17 protein-coding genes are annotated in these 16,893 nt (G+C 70.4%); 8 read left to right on the top strand and 9 right to left on the bottom strand.

Annotation, left to right across the window (positions count from 1 at the left end; translation table 11 throughout):
• The first annotated feature begins 14 nt into the window (after positions 1–14).
• Positions 15–590 carry a YqgE/AlgH family protein gene (locus U5K29_07755; GenBank protein MDZ7678433.1) on the top strand — a complete coding sequence of 192 codons (576 nt, stop codon included), beginning with the start codon at positions 15–17 and terminating at the stop codon, positions 588–590.
• Between the two features lie 16 nt (positions 591–606).
• Here U5K29_07755 and U5K29_07760 read toward each other — a convergent pair whose 3' ends face one another.
• Positions 607–1,455 (bottom strand): phytanoyl-CoA dioxygenase family protein, encoded by an 849-nt coding sequence (locus U5K29_07760; GenBank protein ID MDZ7678434.1) that lies wholly within the window; start codon positions 1,453–1,455, stop codon positions 607–609.
• 48 nt (positions 1,456–1,503) lie between these two features.
• Here U5K29_07760 and U5K29_07765 point away from each other — a divergent pair, with 48 nt between their 5' ends.
• Positions 1,504–2,202: a maleylpyruvate isomerase family mycothiol-dependent enzyme gene (locus U5K29_07765; GenBank protein MDZ7678435.1), complete on the top strand. Its 699-nt coding sequence runs from the start codon at positions 1,504–1,506 to the stop codon at positions 2,200–2,202.
• Positions 2,203–2,266: 64 nt separating this feature from the next.
• Complete coding sequence (locus U5K29_07770; protein ID MDZ7678436.1) at positions 2,267–2,902, top strand: DsbA family oxidoreductase; 636 nt, start codon at positions 2,267–2,269, stop codon at positions 2,900–2,902.
• A 19-nt stretch (positions 2,903–2,921) separates the two neighbouring features.
• On the opposite strand, the gene U5K29_07775 is transcribed toward U5K29_07770, so the two are convergent.
• The 7 genes from U5K29_07775 to U5K29_07805 form a co-directional block, all read right to left on the bottom strand.
• A complete protein-coding gene (locus U5K29_07775; GenBank protein MDZ7678437.1) occupies positions 2,922–3,326 on the bottom strand; it encodes a cytidine deaminase in 405 nt (134 codons plus the stop codon).
• Complete coding sequence (locus tag U5K29_07780; protein ID MDZ7678438.1) at positions 3,323–4,594, bottom strand: thymidine phosphorylase; 1,272 nt, start codon at positions 4,592–4,594, stop codon at positions 3,323–3,325. The genes U5K29_07775 and U5K29_07780 overlap by 4 nt, the downstream gene beginning before the upstream one ends.
• Before the next feature lie 2 nt (positions 4,595–4,596).
• Complete coding sequence (locus U5K29_07785; protein MDZ7678439.1) at positions 4,597–5,925, bottom strand: ABC transporter permease; 1,329 nt, start codon at positions 5,923–5,925, stop codon at positions 4,597–4,599.
• Complete coding sequence (locus U5K29_07790; protein MDZ7678440.1) at positions 5,922–7,055, bottom strand: ABC transporter permease; 1,134 nt, start codon at positions 7,053–7,055, stop codon at positions 5,922–5,924. Before U5K29_07790 ends, U5K29_07785 begins: the two co-directional genes overlap by 4 nt.
• Positions 7,052–8,575, bottom strand: coding sequence for an ABC transporter ATP-binding protein (locus tag U5K29_07795; GenBank protein MDZ7678441.1), 1,524 nt, complete (start codon positions 8,573–8,575; stop codon positions 7,052–7,054). The genes U5K29_07790 and U5K29_07795 overlap by 4 nt, the downstream gene beginning before the upstream one ends.
• A gap of 113 nt (positions 8,576–8,688) precedes the next feature.
• Positions 8,689–9,747, bottom strand: coding sequence for a BMP family ABC transporter substrate-binding protein (locus U5K29_07800; GenBank protein MDZ7678442.1), 1,059 nt, complete (start codon positions 9,745–9,747; stop codon positions 8,689–8,691).
• Positions 9,748–9,872: 125 nt separating this feature from the next.
• Positions 9,873–10,238, bottom strand: coding sequence for a DUF393 domain-containing protein (locus U5K29_07805; GenBank protein ID MDZ7678443.1), 366 nt, complete (start codon positions 10,236–10,238; stop codon positions 9,873–9,875).
• A 172-nt stretch (positions 10,239–10,410) separates the two neighbouring features.
• Here U5K29_07805 and ychF point away from each other — a divergent pair, with 172 nt between their 5' ends.
• From ychF to murJ, 4 genes are read left to right on the top strand one after another with little or no spacing between them, the layout of a single operon-like run.
• The gene (gene ychF / locus U5K29_07810; GenBank protein ID MDZ7678444.1) at positions 10,411–11,487 is read left to right on the top strand and encodes a redox-regulated ATPase YchF; all 1,077 of its coding nucleotides are present in this window, start codon (positions 10,411–10,413) and stop codon (positions 11,485–11,487) included.
• 45 nt (positions 11,488–11,532) lie between these two features.
• Entirely contained in the window at positions 11,533–11,862 is a 330-nt protein-coding gene (locus tag U5K29_07815) for a DUF192 domain-containing protein (protein MDZ7678445.1), read from the top strand.
• Positions 11,859–12,689: a 16S rRNA (cytidine(1402)-2'-O)-methyltransferase gene (gene rsmI / locus U5K29_07820; protein ID MDZ7678446.1), complete on the top strand. Its 831-nt coding sequence runs from the start codon at positions 11,859–11,861 to the stop codon at positions 12,687–12,689. Before U5K29_07815 ends, rsmI begins: the two co-directional genes overlap by 4 nt.
• A gap of 23 nt (positions 12,690–12,712) precedes the next feature.
• The gene (gene murJ / locus U5K29_07825) at positions 12,713–14,362 is read left to right on the top strand and encodes a murein biosynthesis integral membrane protein MurJ (protein ID MDZ7678447.1); all 1,650 of its coding nucleotides are present in this window, start codon (positions 12,713–12,715) and stop codon (positions 14,360–14,362) included.
• Here murJ and gluQRS read toward each other — a convergent pair whose 3' ends face one another.
• Positions 14,363–15,271: a tRNA glutamyl-Q(34) synthetase GluQRS gene (gene gluQRS, locus U5K29_07830; protein ID MDZ7678448.1), complete on the bottom strand. Its 909-nt coding sequence runs from the start codon at positions 15,269–15,271 to the stop codon at positions 14,363–14,365.
• Positions 15,272–15,362: 91 nt separating this feature from the next.
• Here gluQRS and metG point away from each other — a divergent pair, with 91 nt between their 5' ends.
• Entirely contained in the window at positions 15,363–16,892 is a 1,530-nt protein-coding gene (gene metG, locus U5K29_07835) for a methionine--tRNA ligase (GenBank protein ID MDZ7678449.1), read from the top strand.
• Position 16,893 lies beyond the last annotated feature (1 nt).

A 16,893-nucleotide genomic window follows, 5' to 3' on the forward strand; every position in this document is an offset into this window, starting at 1 on the left:
ACGGGGTCGTTCAGATGAGCGAAGATGGGGCCATGTCGTTCGTGTCCCACGCGGGTCGGCTGTTGGTGGCCACGGCCGCCATCGGCGATCCGAACTTCGAACGTTCCGTCGTGCTGTTGCTCGACCACGACGAGGACGGCTCCCTCGGCCTGGTCCTGAACCGTCCCTCGGAGCTGTCGGCCGCCGAGATCCTGCCCGGGTGGTCCGACCTCACCGTCGATCCCGGTGTGGTGTTCGCCGGTGGGCCGGTCGAACAGGAGGGCATCATCGGTCTGGGTCGTCGCACCCAGCGCGAGCTCGACGGTCCCTTCCAGGTCACCGTCGGGCCGGTGGGGGTCATCGACCTCAGCGCCGAACCGGTCGAGGCCGTCGGCACCGTCGAAGGCATCCGTCTGTTCGCGGGCTATGCCTCGTGGGGGCCTGGCCAGCTCGAGTCCGAGCTGTTGGCCACCGCCTGGTGGATCGTCGACGCCGACCCGACCGACCCCCTCACCGACGATCCCGACGATCTCTGGGCGGCGGTGCTCCGCCGCCAACCCGAGCCCCTGCGGCGGTGGTCGTTCTATCCGGTCGACCCGAGCTGGAACTGAGTCGAGCGTCGCCGGTTCAGGCGGCGAACCCGCGCAGTGGCATCTCCGCCCGGCGCTGCAGCCAGTTCTCGGCCGGATAGCTCGCACCCCGTTCGATGGCGTGGAGCGTGTAGGCGTGGCGCGACCGGGGCGACCGGTTGGGGCCGCTCAGGTGGGGCAGCAGGCCGTGCAGGACGATGAGGGTGCCGGCGGGCGCCTCGAGCGGAACGATGCCGTCGAGGGGGTAGTCGTCGGGGTCGAAGACCTCGAAGTCGGTGCCGCCGCCGGGAGCCCGCACGAACCGCTTCCTGACCGGCATGCGGTGGCCGCCCGGCAGCGCGTACATGCACCCGTTCTCGGTGGTGGCGTCCTCGAGGGCGAACCAGAACCCGGTGACCGACATCGGTTCGGTCCACAGGAACGTGTGGTCGGTGTGGCAGACGACCTCGCCGCCGATGTTGGGCTGTTTGAAGATGTACATCGACTGCAGCACGACCGGATCGACCATGCCGATGCCGGTGGCGACCTCGCCGAGCCGGGACGAGTGCGAGAACGGCTCGAACACCGGGTCGAGGTCGTGGAGGGCGTGGCCGATCTTGTTGATCGACAGCTCCTTGGCCTGGCGGAGCTCGCCGTGGTCGTCGAACGCCTCCTCCTCGAAGAAGAAGCTCACCCGGTCGCCGGAGGAGAGGAAGTGGTCGTCGGCGGTGCGGGTCTGTTCGACGGTGGAGAAGATCGACGCGCTGGCCTCGGCGTCGGGGTCGAAGGTGTCGACCAGGTGGTTGGCCCGGTCGATGAGTCGCCGGCAGGTGTCGGGGTCGACGAAGTCCTCGATCACGAGGAACCCGTCGCGCTCGTAGGCCCGGGCCTGGTCGTCGCTGATCACACCCCCAGGGTAGGTGCCGTGAACCGACGGCGGGTAGGTTCGATGCTCATGGGGAGCGACACGGTTCACGACGCCTACCGCGAGGGGCGCCGGCGCCTCACGACCTGGGGATCCACCCTCGATGGAGCCGAGGCGGCCACCCCGGTGCCGGCGCTGCCCGGCTGGACCGTCAAGGACACGTTCTCCCATCTCGTGGGGCTGGCAGCCGATGTGTGTGCGGGCGGGCTGTCCGGCCCTCCCGACGATGCGGTCACCGCCCGTCAGGTCGACGACCGGGCCGGCTGCTCGCTCGCGGCGGTCCTCGACGAGTGGAGCACCGTCGGACCCCAGCTCGAGGACGTGCTGGCCGAGCTGGGACGCGACGCCCCGCTCCCGTTGGTCATCGACATCTGGAGCCACGAGGTCGACATGCGTTCGGCGCTTCAGGTTCCGCTCCCCGACGGAGGCGCCGCCGAGCGGTTCCTCGACCGTGCCGCCCGCCGGGGGATCGGTCGTGGATGGTCCGAGCGAGGCGTCCCGCCGCTACGGATCGTGGTCGAGGACGACGAGTGGGTCGCTGGTGGCGACGAACCGGACGGCACCCTCACCACCACCCGGTTCGAGCTGGGCCGCGTCATGCTGGGTCGGCGTAGCCGGGACCAGATGCTGGGTCTCCAGTGGTCGGCAGCGGACCCCGCGCCCTGGATCGCGGCGATCCCGGTGTTCGGTCCCGCATCGATCGACGTCGTCGACTCCCCCCGGGCCTGACCGCCATCCCGGCCAGAGGTGGCCGGCCGGGAAGCTCGCGGGACGCTCGCGTGTTGGAGAAGGTGTGCGCATCGACATCTGGTCCGACGTCATCTGCCCGTGGTGCTTTCTCGGCAAGCGCCGGTTCGACCAGGCGGTCGAACGCCTCGGCGGCCTCGATGGCGTCGAGGTCCGGTGGCGGGCCTTTCAGCTCGACCCCACCGCCACCACCGAGCCCGGCGATCTGAAGCGTTCGATCGAGGCCAAGTACGGCTCGGGGGCGTTCGACCAGATGACGCGGCGTCTGGGCGCGCTCGGCGAAGCAGACGGGATCGACTACCGGTTCGACCTGGCCAAGCGGGTGAACACCATCGATGCCCACCGCCTGGTGGCCTGGTCGTTGGCGACCGATGGCCCTGCCGTGCAGGCCGCCCTGGTCGAGGTGCTGTTCCGGGCCTACTTCCAGGAAGGGGCCAACGTCGCAGACCATGCCACGCTGGCGGGTGCGGCCACCGAGGTTGGCCTCGACGGCGACGCCGCCGCGGCGATGCTGGCCGGCGGCGACCACCTCGCCACCGTCGAGGCGGACCTGGTCCAGGCCCGCGAGCACGGCATTGCCGGTGTGCCCGCCTTCGTGCTCGACGAGGCGTTCGTCATCCCCGGCGCCCAGGACACCGACACCTTCGTCAACCTGATCGGCCGGGTCCTCGACCGGGCGTGACCGTGGGGCTGGGGGAGGCTCAGAGTCGGAACGGATGGGGGAGCAGCTCGTTGAGCTCGAACCGGCCGACACCATCGATGACCACCAGCGCGTCGCGGCCGAGCAGCTCGACCATCACCTGTCGGCAGGCCCCGCACGGCATCAGGGTGGCGGGGCGACCGACGTCTCCGTCGAGACAGCTCACCGCCAGCGCGACCAGGTCGTGGTGGCCGCCGGCGACAGCGGAGAACATGGCGGTCCGCTCACCGCAGATCGCCAGCCCGTAGCTGGCGGTCTCGACGTTGCACCCGCCGACGGTGACCCCGTCGGCGGTGAGCACGGCGGCGCCGACCCGAAACGACGAGTAGGGCACCCGTGCCCGTTCGCCGTGGACCCGGGCCTCGGCGACGAGGCGGTCGATGGCGGCGTCGGTGAGGGGGTTCACGGTCCGATCCGATCGATGATCAGCGGCATGGCCTCGGGTGGGTGGGCACCGATGTCGAGAGCCCCTTCGAGCGCCGCCTCGGCGTGCTCCAGGCGGGTCGGGTCGTCGGTGTGCAGCTCGAGCAGTGGTTGGCCGGCCCGAACGGTGTCGCCCGGCTTGGCGTGCATGATCACGCCCGCGGCCGCGCTGACCGGGTCCTCCTTGCGGGCCCGCCCGGCACCGAGCCTCCAGGCGGCGATGCCCACGGCACGGGCGTCGAGACGTTGCAGCACGCCGTCGGTGGGACAGGTGATCGTCCCGGTGTGTCGGGACCGGGGGAGGGAAGCGTCGGGGTCGCCACCTTGAGCCGAGATCATCGCCCGCCAGGTGTCCATCGCCCGACCATCGGCAAGGGCGACGGCGGGATCGGTGTCGATGCCGGCCAGCGCCAGCATCTCGGTGGCCAGGGCCAGGGTCACCTCGATGAGGTCCGGGGGGCCGCCCCCGGCGAGCACGTCGACCGCCTCCTGCACCTCCAGGGCGTTGCCGGCGGTGAGCCCCAGAGGAGTGTCCATCGCGGTGAGCAGCGCCGAGGTCCTCACCCCGTGGGCCTCGCCGAGGCCGACCATGGTGCGGGCCAGCTCGTCGGCCATCTCGCGCTCGGGCAGGAACGCGCCGCTGCCGACCTTGACGTCGAGGACGAGAGCGTCGGTGCCCTCGGCGATCTTCTTGGACATGATCGACGACGCGATGAGCGGGATGGCCTCGACGGTGCCGGTGACGTCGCGCAGGGCGTAGAGCTTGCGGTCGGCCGGTGCCAGGTCGCCGCCGGCGGCGCAGATGACCCCGCCGATGTCGCGCAGGATCCGGATCATGTCGTCGGTGGAGACCGTCGCCCCCCACCCGGGGATCGACTCGAGCTTGTCGAGGGTTCCACCGGTGTGGCCGAGCCCGCGGCCGGACAGCTGTGGCACCGCCGCGCCGCAGGCTGCGACCAGCGGGCAGAGGATGAGCGACACCTTGTCGCCCACCCCGCCGGTGGAGTGCTTGTCGACGGTGGGCCGCCCCACGCCGGACAGGTCGAGCCGGGTGCCGGAGGCGATCATCGCCGCGGTCCAGTGGGCCAGCTCGTCGGCCTCCATGCCCCGGAAGACGATGGCCATCAGCAGCGCCGATGCCTGTTCGTCGGCGACCTCGCCATCGGTGTAGGCACCGATGAACCAGTCGATCTGCTCGTCGCTCAGGCGGTGCCCGTCGCGCTTGGCCCGGATGATGTCGACGACATCCACGGCTAGTGCACCTCACCCTTGCGGTAGACGCGACCGATCCACGCCGGGGGCCGCAATCGTTGGGCGGCAAAGGCCAGCACCAGCAGGGTGACGACGTAGGGGGTGAAGTTCACGAACTGGCTGGGGACCTCGTCCGAGACGATGTACCAGGCCAGGAACCCGATGGAGGTGGCGGCGAGGAGCATCGTCGTCAGGAGCCCGCGCTGCTGGATCAGCGAGCGGAGGGCGAACGCGGCGGCGAGCAGGGCGATGAAGAGCAACAGCCCCTGGATGGCCTCGCTGCTGCGGAGCTGCAGGGCGTCGGTGAACCCGAACAGCCCGGCACCCACCGCGGCACCGCCGGGACGCCAGTTGCCGAAGATCATGGCGGCGAGCCCGATGAACCCCCGACCGCCGGTCTGGCCCTCCCGGTAGAGGTTGGATGCCACCAGGGCGAGGAACGCCCCGCCGAGACCGGCGAGGCCACCGCTGATGGTGATGGCGGCGTACTTCATCTTGTAGACGGCGACACCGAGCGACTCCGCCGCCTCGGGGTTCTCGCCGCAGGCGCGCACGCGCAGCCCGAATGCGGTGCGCCAGAGCACCCAGAACGCCAACGGGAAGAGCGCGACCGCGAGCACGGTGAACAGCGAGAGGTTGGCCGTGAGCCCCTTGAGGATCCCGGCCACGTCGGACACGAAGAACCAGCCGTGCTGCTCGAACCATCCGAACAGGTCGGGGCTGTCCCACCCCAGCAATTTGCCGCCGGCGAGGAACGGGATGCTGACCGTGCTGATGCTGTCGGTGATCGCGGGGGACTGGGTCGCTCCGCCTCCGGTGCCCGGCGTGTAGGTGATCACCGAGAGGTAGCGGGCGATGCCTCCACCGAGAATGTTGATCGCCACGCCCGAGATGATGTGGTCGACACCGAAGGTGACCGTGGCCAGCGCGTGGAGCAGGCCACCGATCGCTCCGCCGAGCAGTCCGAGCACCACTCCCCACCAGAGGCCGAACTGCCATGCTCCGTAGGCTCCGAACCAGGTGCCGAGGATCATCATGCCCTCGAGCCCGATGTTGATGACGCCGGACCGCTCGGAGAAGACGCCGCCGAGTCCGGCGAGACCGATCGGGACGCCGAGGCGCAGCGCAGCCCCCCACGTTCCCGAGGAGGTCAGCTCGGAGGTGTCGGCGATGATCCGGGTGACCGACAGCAACAGGATGCCGACGCTGGCCATGAGCAGGCCGCGCTGCCAGGGGTGCAGGTCGCGGAACCGTTGCCAGGGACGGATCCCGGTCGGGCTCGGCTCGACGAGGGCCTCGTCGGCGGTGTTCGGGGTCTCGGGTGCGGTCATGTGGTCGCACCCCCTGTCGAGCTCTGGGTCGCATCGGCCATCTCGCGGCTCACCTCGCGCTGCTCCTGGGCTTCACGGAAACGCCGCACGAGCTCGTAGGCGACCACGACCGAGATCACGATGATCCCCTGCATGATCACGACGATCTCTTTGGGGATCCCCTCGAGATCGAGGATCTGGGCCGAACGCTCCATGAAGCCGAAGAGCAGGGCGCCGATGGCGATGCCCGCGGGGTGGTTGCGACCCAGCAGGGCGACGGCGATCCCGGTGAAGCCGAGCTGGGCGGGGAAGTCGACGGTGTAGCGGTGGAAGAAGCCGAGGAGCTGGGACATGCCCACCAGCCCGGCCAGACCGCCAGAGATGAGCAGGACCTTGGCGATCATCGCCTTGGAGTCGACGCCGCTGACCAGCGCAGCCTGGCGGTTGACCCCGGCGGCGCGCAGGTCGAACCCGAAGCGGGTGCGCCAGATGACCAGGTAGAAGCCGATGCCGATGAGCGCGGCGATGATGACGAAGCCGTGGAGCTCGGTGCCGGCTCGCAGCTCGAGGCCGAGAGCCTCGAGCACCGGGTTGAGCGACGGGAACCGGCCGGACTCGGGGATGGTGTCGGTCGCCAGCAGCAGGTCCGATGCCGATGACCGGGTGTCGAGGAAGTTGGCCAGCAGCCATGCGGTGAGCCCGATGGAGATGAAGTTCAACATGATGGTCGAGATCACCTCGTGGACACCGCGGGTCACCTTCAACACGGTGGGGATGGTGATCCAGGCCATGCCGGCGATGATCGCGGTGAGCAGGATGACCGCGACGTGCAGCGGCGCCGGCAGCACGATCCACGAGCCGACCGCGGCGGCGGCGACGGCGGCGATGCGGTACTGACCCTCGACGCCGATGTTGAGCAGACCCATCTTGATGCCGATCGCGACCGCGAGGCCCGACAGGTAGAGCGGCACCGCCCGGTTCACCATCGACACCAGCGAGTCGCTGCGGGTCCCGTATGCCCACATCTCGCGATAGGCGTCGAGTGGGGGAGCGTCGGCGAGCAGGAGGAAGACCGACGACAGTGCAACGGAGAAGGCCAGTGCCAGCACCGGCGCCACCAGGGCGAGTCCCGCGCGGCGGACCAGGGTCACGCGGCGTCCCGTCCGGTGCCGGTCATGTGGGCGCCGAGCTCCTTCGCGGTGACCGTGGCCGGGTCGAGGTGGGCGACGAGGCGTCCGCCGTAGATGACGTGGAGCGTGTCGGACAGGCCGATGAGCTCCTCGAGGTCGGCGGAGATGAGCAGCACCGCCAGCCCGTCGCCGCGGGCGTTGCGCAGCTCCTCCCACACCGCGGCCTGGGCCCCGACGTCGATGCCGCGGGTGGGATGGGCCGCGATGAGCATCGCCGGGCGCGCGGCCATCTCCCGGCCGACGATGAGCTTCTGCTGGTTGCCACCGGACAGGGCGTGGGCGGCAACGCCGACGCCGGGGGCGCGCACGTCGAAGGTCTCGAGGACCTCCTCGGTGCGCTCCCGCGCCCCGGTTCGGTCGATCCACGGCCCTCGGGCGAAGGGCGCCTGGCGCTGGTGGCCGAGCATGGTGTTCTCCCACAGCGGCGCCGGAAGCAGGAGGCCCTCGCGGTGGCGGTCCTGGGGGATGTAGCCGAGCCCGGCCTCGCGGCGGTCCCGGGTGGGGTCGTCGGTGATGTCGCGGCCGCCGAGGATGATGCGTCCCTCGGTCGGCGCGGCGATGCCGAGCAGTGCATCGATGAGGTCGTGCTGACCGTTGCCCTCGACCCCGGCGATGCCGACGATCTCGCCACGGTGGACCGTGAAGCTCACCTCCTCGATGAGGGACCGTCCGGACTGGTCGCGAACACCCAGGCCCGACACCTCGAGCTGGGCGGTGTCGGTGACCGTGCTCTCGCGGGTCTCGGGTGTGGGCAGCTCGCTGCCGATCATCAGCTCGGCGAGGTCGCGGGCGGTGACGTCGCCGGGTTCGACGGTGGCGACGGTGGTCCCGGCCCGCATCACCGTGATGGTGTCGGCGATCGAGAGGACCTCGTCGAGCTTGTGCGAGATGAAGATCATCGTCACCCCGTCGTCCTTGAGTCCCCTCAGGTTGTGGAACAGGTCCTCGACCTCCTGGGGGACCAGCACCGCGGTCGGCTCGTCGAGGATCAAGATCCGGGCCCCACGGAACAGCACCTTGAGGATCTCGATCCGCTGGCGCTCACCGACACCGAGGTCGGCGACGAGTCGGTCGAGATCGATCCGGAACCCGTAGGCCTCGGCCAGGTAGTCGATCTGGCGCCGGGCCTCGGCCCGGTCGAGGCTTGCGCCCCGTCGCGGCTCGGCGCCGAGGATGACGTTCTCGAGCACGGTGAGGTTGTCGGCGAGCATGAAGTGCTGGTGGACCATGCCGATGCCGGCGTCGATGGCATCGGTGGGAGTGCGGAGCTGGACCGGCGCTCCGTTCACGGCGACGGTCCCCTCGTCGGGCCGCTGCATGCCGTAGAGGACCTTCATCAGGGTCGACTTGCCGGCCCCGTTCTCGCCGACGACGGCGTGGATCTCGCCGCGGGACACGGTGAGGTCGACATCGTGGTTGGCCACCACGCCGGGGAACCGCTTCGTGATCCCGCGCAGCTCGACGGCGTTGGATGCTTCCACTCGGTCGTCCTCGTCCCCTGTGAGGTGCGGTGATGGGAACGGACCTCGACGGGTCCCGCGGCGATGCTAGCCGGGGACCCGCCGAGGCTCGGGGTACTCGTGGGGCGAACCCGCTACGGGGTGTCGGGGACCTCGATGTCGCCGGCGATGATCTGGTCGGCGTAGTCGTCGAGCTCGCCGGTGATGTCGTCGATGAACCCGCCCGAGGTCGAGTAGCCGACGCCGTCGGACTCGAGGTCGAACACCAGCTGGCCGGAGACGTCCTCGCCGTTCACGAACGACTCGATGGTGAGGTAGACCGCGTTGTCGACCTGCTTGAGCATCGAGGTGAGGATGTACTGGTTGAGCGGCTCGCCGACGATCTCGTACTGGTCCGAGTCGACACCGATCGCCCACACCTCACCTTGCTCTCCGGCGTCGGATGCCGCCTCGAACAGGCCGTTGCCCGATCCGCCGGCGGCGTGGTACACGACATCGGCGTCGTCCTGGTACATCGACGCCGCGATCTCGTTGGCCCGGGCCGGGTCGTTGAAGCCCGAGAAGTCCGGCGGCTGGGAGATGTAGCTGATGTCGACGGTGATGTCGGGGTTCACCTCTTGGGCGCCGGCCACATATCCCGCCTCGAACTTCTGGATCAGCGGGTTCTCGACGCCGCCGATGAAGCCGATGTGCCCCGTCTCGCTGGTCAGTGCCGCCGCGGCGCCGACCAGGAACGAACCCTCGTGTTCGGCGAAGGTCAGTGAGGCGACGTTGGGCTGGTCGACCACGGCGTCGACGATGGCGAAGGTGGTGTCGGGGAAGTCCTGGCTCACCGCCTCCATGTGCTCGGCAAAGGCGAACCCGACACCGATGATGAGGTCGTAGCCCTCGTCGGCGAGCAGGCGCAGCAGCTCTTCGCGGTCCTCGCCGGTGCCGCTCGGTTCCAGGTCCTGGGTCTCGATGCCGAACTCGTCGGCGGCCTGGTCGAGGCCCCGGGCCGCGGCATCGTTGAACGACTGGTCGCCACGGCCGCCGATGTCATAGACCATGCCGACCCGCAGGTCCGAGTCGCCGCCATCGGCAGCGGTGTCGTCGCCATCGCCATCGCCGTCGTCGCCGCAGCCGACTGCGACCAGGGCGAACACCGCCATCAGGGCAAGCAGGAGCCGGAGGCCCCGAGAGTTGGTGCGCATGCATCCTCCATCGTGCCGAGGCACCCACGATGGGCGCCCGCTCGTTGTCACCGGGTCGGGGATCTCCCCGGATGTCCGTGGAAGCACACCGTAGTCCCCGTGAGCGGTTCGTGGTGGTGGATCGGTCAGCCTGGCGGGTCGATCCGGCAGGCCGGAGTGCCGCCCGGCATGCGGTGGCGGTAGCGGGCGACGAGCGCGTAGACGGGAGCGGCCAGCCACGAGACCGGCGGGGTGACCAGCATCGTCCCGATCAGACCCCAGAATCCACCCGTGCTGCGCAGGGCATGGCCGATGGCCAGGTGTCCGCCGTGACGCCGGCCGTCGGGGGTGATCCACCACACCTTGGCGTTGGCCTCGTCGACGGTGAGGCCGAGCGCGCCGAGGTCATCGACGAACTGCCAGGCCACCACCTCGACGTCGTCGGGGAGCCGGCGTTCGATCCAGTGGGCGGAGGTGGTGCAGAACCCGCAGTCGCCGTCGAAGATCAGCACGCTGGGTCGCCGTGGGTGGGCTAGCGGCCGGCGTTGGGCTTGCGGCGGTGGTTGGCCTTGTTGCGGCGGGCCTTGGCGCGCTTCTTGGAGGTCTTCTTCGACATAGGGGTGCGACCCTACCGGGCCGGCGGCGCGTCCGGCGACTCCGCCGGTCACCGGTACGCTCTGGCCGATGGAACGATTCGGGTTCGTCGGCCTCCCCAACGCGGGGAAGTCGTCGCTGTACAACGCGCTGGCGGGCGGCGGTGCCCTCGCCGCGCCCTACGCCTTCGCCACCACCGATCCCAACGTGGGGGTGGCCAAGGTCTTCGACCAGCGGCTCGACGCGTTGGCGACCATGAGCAACTCGAGAAGCGTCGTGCCGGCCAGCGTGCAGTTCACCGACATCGGGGGGCTGGTCGAGGGGGCGAGCAGGGGAGAGGGGCTCGGCAACCGCTTCCTGGGCGGGATCCGCGAGGTCGACGCCATCGTCTATGTGCTGCGGGCCTTCGCCGACACCGACGTTCCCGGTCCGTCCGACCCGCTCGAGCACCTCCGGGTGATCGAGATCGAGCTGACCCTCGCCGACCTCGAGACCGTCGAGTCCCAGGTCACCAAGCGCCGCAAGGCCCTCAAGGGCGACAAGGGCCTGGCCGACGAGGTGGCGGCGCTCGACGAGGCGATCGGGGTCCTCGCCGAAGGCACGCCGATCTACCGCAGCGACCTGTCAGCCTCGTCCCGCCGGTTGCTGCGGCCCTACTTCCTGCTCACCAACAAGCCGGTGCTGGCGGTGGTCAACATCGGCGAGGACGACATCGAGCGGGTCGACGAGGTGGTCGCCCCGGTTGTCGCCGAGCTCGGCGAGCGGGCCGAGGTGATCGGCGCCTGCGTGCAGCTCGAAGCCGAGGCGGCGCTCATGGAACCCGACGAACGGCGCGAGGTGCTCGACGCGCTCGGCCTCGGCGAGGGCGCGCTTCCCCGGTTCGTGCGGGCCGCATACCACGCGCTGGGGTTGCGCACCTTCCTCACCACGGGCGAGAAGGAGACCAGGGCGTGGACGTTCCGGGCCGGTTCCAAGGCGCCCCAGGCCGCGGGCCGCATCCACACCGACTTCGAGCGTGGGTTCATCCGGGCCGAGGTCATCCACTGGGACGAACTGCTCGAGATCGGGTCGTGGTCCAAGGCCCGCGACGTGGGCAAGCTGCGGGTGGAAGGCAAGGACTACGAGGTCCAGGACGGTGATGTGGTGGAGATCCGCTTCAACGTCTGAGCCCGTCGATGCGGGCCATGGTGTGACGATCCACGGGAGGCCGCGGTGGCGTGGTTGGTGCGAGACGACGAGGTGCTGGCATCGCTGGAGATCGCCGACGGGCGCCGCGACCGCTCGCGGGGACTGCTCGGTCGTGAGGGCATCGAGGGCGCGATCTATCTGACCCCGTGCCGTTCGGTGCACACCTTCGGCATGCGGTTCCCCATCGATGTGGCCTTCGTCGACGCCGATCTCGTCGTGGCGAGGATCGTCTCGATGCGGCCCGGTCGGATCACCCGGCCCTGCTGGCCGGCACGAGGGGCGATCGAGGCCGAGGCCGGGTCGTTCGCCTCGTGGAACCTCGGGATCGGCGACGCGCTGGAGGTGCGGCGGTGAGCGCCGGTCGTCTCGTGCTCGTCGCCACCCCGATCGGCAACCTCGGCGACCTGGCGCCGCGTGCGATCGAGGCGCTCGCCGCCGCCGACGCCGTCGCATGTGAGGACACGCGCCGCACCGGGCGCTTGCTCCAGCACGCAGGTGTCGCTGCCAGGACGCTCATCACGGTCAACGACCACACCGAGGCCGCCCGGACCCGTGACGTCCTCGCCCGCCTCGATCGTGGTGAGACCGTCGCGGTGGTGACCGATGCGGGCATGCCGGGCATCTCGGACCCGGGCGAGCGGTTGGTGCGGGCCGCGGGCGGCGCGGGGCACGTGGTCGAGGTGGTGCCGGGACCGTCGGCTCTGGTCGCCGGCCTCGTGGCCAGCGGGTTGCCCACCGGACGGTTCTGCTTCGAGGGGTTCCTGCCCCGGAAGGGTTCGGCCCGCACCGCGCGCCTGACCGCACTGGCTGGTGAACGGCGCACCGTGGTGCTCTACGAGGCCCCGCACCGACTGGTCCGGACCATCGCCGACCTGGCCGAGGCCCTGGGCCCGACCCGACGTTGTGCGCTGGCCCGCGAGCTGACCAAGCTGCACGAGGAGGTGTGGCGCGGCACCCTGGCGGGTGCCATCGATCACCTGGCCGAGGTGGCGCCGCGTGGCGAGTACGTGGTGGTGGTCGACGGGGCCCCCGAGCCCGAGCCCGCGTCCGATGACGAGGTGCGGGCAGAGCTGGCGCGGCTCATGGCGGCCGGCATGTCGACCCGCGACGCGTCGAGCGAGGTCGCGACGCGGTTCGACGTTCCCCGCCGCCGGGTCTACGGCATCGCCACCTCTGACTGAACGTGGCTGCTTGACTTGGCGTGATGGCCGATGCGTCCGAGTCCACCCAGGCGACCGCCGGCGGGTCCGGCGGCGCCCCGACCCGCGGCGCGCTGGTGCGGTCGAGCGCGCTGGTGGCGGTGGGCACCGGCCTGTCGCGGGTCACCGGGCTGGTCCGGGTCTTCGCGCTGCTCTACGCCCTGAACCAGACGTGGCTCACCGACGTCTACAACGTCGCCAACACCATGCCGAACCTGGTGTACGAGCTGCTGCTCGGCGGCATCCTGTCGGCCACGCTCGTGCCGGTCTTCACCGAACGGGTGAAGAAGGAGGACGGCGGCACCTCGGCGGTGGTCTCGACCGCCGCGCTGGTGCTCGTGGTGGTTGCGGTCGTCGGCATCATCGCCGCCCCGTGGATCATCGCCGGGTTCGCCCTCGCGCTCGAGAACCCGTCGGCGGCCGAGCTTGCCTCCTACCGCGAGGTCGGCACCACTCTGCTGCGGTTCTTCATGCCCCAGGTGCTGTTCTACGGGCTGATCACCGTGGTGACCGCCATGTTGCACGCCCGGCGCCACTACCTCGCTCCCGCCTACGCACCGGTGCTGAACAACCTGGTGGTGTCGGCGATGTTCCTGTCGCTTCCCACGCTGGTCGGCCGCGGGGTCGGCGAGCCCGGAGCGCTGGTGCAGGCGGTGGGCGACACCACCTTGCTCCTGCTGCTCGGTCTCGGCACCACCGCCGGTGTGGTGGCCATGGCCTTCGCCATGGTGCCGGCGCTGGTGCGCCAGCGGGTGCCGCTGCGGTTCAACCCCGACTTCCGACACCCGGCGGTGAAGACCGTCGTCGGCCTGTCGGGGTGGACTGTCGGCTATGTCGCCGCCAACCAGATGGCGCTGTTGACGGTCATGTGGCTGGCCCAGACCCAGCCGGCCGGGCACCTGACCGCCTACACGGTGGCCTTCATCTTCTTCCAGCTGCCCCACGGCCTGTTCGCCGTGTCGATCATGACCACCTTCATGCCCGAGCTGACCCGGTCCGCACAGGACGGTGACGCCGCCGCGTTCGGCGAGCGGTTCACCCTCGGGGTGCGCCTCATGGCCCTGGTGCTGCTGCCCGCGTCGTTGGGGTACCTGGCTCTGTCGCTCCCGATCGTCGCGCTGTTGCCCATCACGCGGGGGGCGCCCGCCTCGGTCACCGCCGGCGTGGTCGCCACCCTGGCGATCGGCCTGTTCGGGTTCTCGGTCTATCTGTTCGCGCTCCGCGGCTTCTACGCCCGCAAGAACACCAGGACCCCGTTCCTGCTCAACCTCACCGAGAACGGGCTCAACGTGGCCCTGGCGGTGCCGCTGGTCGTGTGGCTGGGGGTTCAGGGGTTGGGTCTGGCCTACTCGGCGGCGTACCTGGTGGGGGCCGTGCTCGCGGTCCGGTCCCTGTCCAAGGCGGTCGGAGGGCTGGGCCTGCGGTCGGTCGTCGGGCCCGTGGTGCGGATGGGGCTCGCGGCCGGCGTGTGCGGGCTCGCGGCCTGGGCGGTCTCCCAGCCGCTCGCCTCGACCGGCCCGGTCGCCCAGATCGCGGTCGGTGTCCCGGTCGGTGTCGTCGTCTATGGCACGGCCCTGATCGCGCTGCGGGTCGACGAGATCGCCACCGCCCGCCGCCTCATCTCCTTCCGCCTCCGTGCCCGCTCGGCGAGCTGATCAGCGGTCGGTCTCGAAGGTCCACGGCTCGCGGGGGAGCAGCGTCGGATCGAAACGTGCCACCAGCTCGGCAGGGGTGACCGGCTCGCCCGGCTCGGCCAGCCCCAGCGAGGCCGCGAGCAGCGACAGCACCTGCTTCGGTGACTCCCCGAGAGCCTGACGGTCGGCGAGGGTGACCGCGCCGTGGCGCTTGGCCATGCGCTGGCCATCGGCTCCCAGCACCAGCGGGACGTGCGCGTGGGCGGGCCGGGGCAGCCCCAACAGGTCGGCGATGTGGAGCTGGCGGGGGGTCGAAGGCAACAGGTCGTCGCCCCGCACCACCTCTTCGATGCCCTGGTCGGCGTCGTCGATCACCACCGCCAGGTTGTAGGCGGGGGTGCCGTCGTTGCGCTGCAGGACCACGTCGTCGACCAGACCCCGGTAGGTGCCGTGGATCCGGTCGACGACCTCGGCCTCGCGCACCTGGGCCCGCAGCCGGATCGCGGCAGGGCGCCCCGTGGCGGCGCGCTCGGCGCGCTCGGCGGCGCTGAGGCGCAGGCACGTCCCTGGGTAGGCACCCTCGGGAGCCTCGCCGTGCTGTGCGGAGGCGGCCTCGCGGATCTCTCGTCGGGTGCAGGTGCACTCGTAGGTCAGACCGGCGTCGGTGAGCCTGCGGATCGTCTCGTGGTACTGCTCGAAGCGCTCGGACTGGCGCACGACGGGTCTGTCCCAGTCGAGTCCCAGCGCGGCCAGGTCGGCGAGTTGCCGGGCCTCGTGTGCTCGGTTCGACACGCGGTCGTCGAGATCCTCGACCCGCATCAGGAACCGGCTGCGCGCCGATCGTGCGAACAGCCAGGCCACCAGCGCGGTGCGAAGGTTGCCGAGGTGGAGGTCCCCGGTGGGGCTGGGGGCGAAGCGACCGACGGCCATGGCCCTTGCATCCTGCCACGCTCCTGCCCCGGAGCACCTCGGGACGGAATCGGTTCGGTCGGGGCGAGGGTGCGCCCGTAGGCTGGGGAGCGTGACAGACCGCTTCTATGTGACGACGCCGATCTACTACGTGAACGACGCGCCCCACATCGGGCACGCCTACACGACGGTGATCGCCGACTCGCTCGCCCGTTGGCACCGCCTGCTCGGCGACGAGACCTTCTTTCTCACCGGCACCGACGAGCACGGGTTGAAGGTGAAGCGCTCGGCCGACGAGGCGGGGGTGACACCGCAGGAGCAGGCCGACCTCAACGCCAACCGCTTTCGCGAGACCTGGGACGCCCTCGGCATCTCCTACGACGACTTCATCCGCACCACCGAGCCGCGGCATCACCGGGCGGTGCAGGCGTTGCTGCAAGCGGTCTATGACAACGGGTGGATCGAGAAGGGCACCTACGAGGGTCTCTACTGCGTGTCGTGCGAGGCCTACTACAACGACGACGACCTCCTCGACGGCAACTGCCCGGTCCACGGCCGGCCCGTCGAGTTCCTCCAGGAGGAGAACTACTTCTTCAAGCTCTCGGCCTTCGCCGGGCGGCTCGAGGAGTGGCTCAGCTCCGACGAGCTGGCGGTCATCCCCGACGGCAAGCGCCGCGAGGCGCTCGGTCTGGTCCGTCACGGTCTCGACGACGTGTCGATCACCCGCACGTCACTCGACTGGGGCGTGCAGGTCCCGTGGGACGACGACCACGTCTTCTACGTCTGGTACGACGCGCTCATCAACTACGCCACCGCGGTGGGCTACGGCACCGACGACGAGCGCTTCACCCGATGGTGGCCGCACACCCTGCACCTGCTGGCCAAGGACATCCTCCGGTTCCACTGCGTGTACTGGCCGGCGATGCTGATGGCGGCGGGGATCGAGCCGATGCCGCGCCTGGCTGTGCACGGCTACCTGCTGCTCGGCGGCGAGAAGCTGTCCAAGACCGTGCACGGTCCGGCGAAGCTCACCGACATCGCACCCGCACGCCTGGTCGAGGACTTCGGTGTCGACGGGTTCCGCTACCACCTGCTGCGCGACACCCCGTTCGGACCCGACGGCGACTTCTCCTACGAGGGCATGGTCGCCCGCTACAACTCCGACCTGGCCAACAACCTCGGCAACCTGCTGTCGCGGGTCGCCACGGTCGTGGCCAAGAAGTGCGACGGCGTCGGACCGGCACCACGTCCCGACGGTCCCCTCGCCGAGATCGTCGCCGAGGCCTACCGCGACGCGGCGGAGGCGTGGGCGGGGGTCGCCCCCTCGATCGCGCTCGACGCCACCTGGCGGATCGTGCGCGAGACCAACGCCCACCTCGAGGCCAACGAACCGTGGAAGACCGATCCCGGTCCCGAGGTCGATGCGGTCATGGGCGACGCCCTGGAGGCATTGCGGATCGTCGCCATCCTGGCCAGCCCCGCGCTGCCGGGCACCTGCGAGGCGATCTGGCAGCGCATCGGGTTGGGCGGGTCACCGCTCGATCAGCGTCTGCCCGCCGCCGCCGAATGGGGTCAGTACCCCGGCGACCTGTCGGTCGAGAAGGGCGCGCCGCTGTTCCCCCGCATCAAGGCCGAGGCCTGAT

This window comes from Acidimicrobiales bacterium (assembly GCA_034521975.1).
In the GTDB taxonomy this organism is placed as follows: Bacteria; Actinomycetota; Acidimicrobiia; order Acidimicrobiales; family SKKL01; genus SKKL01.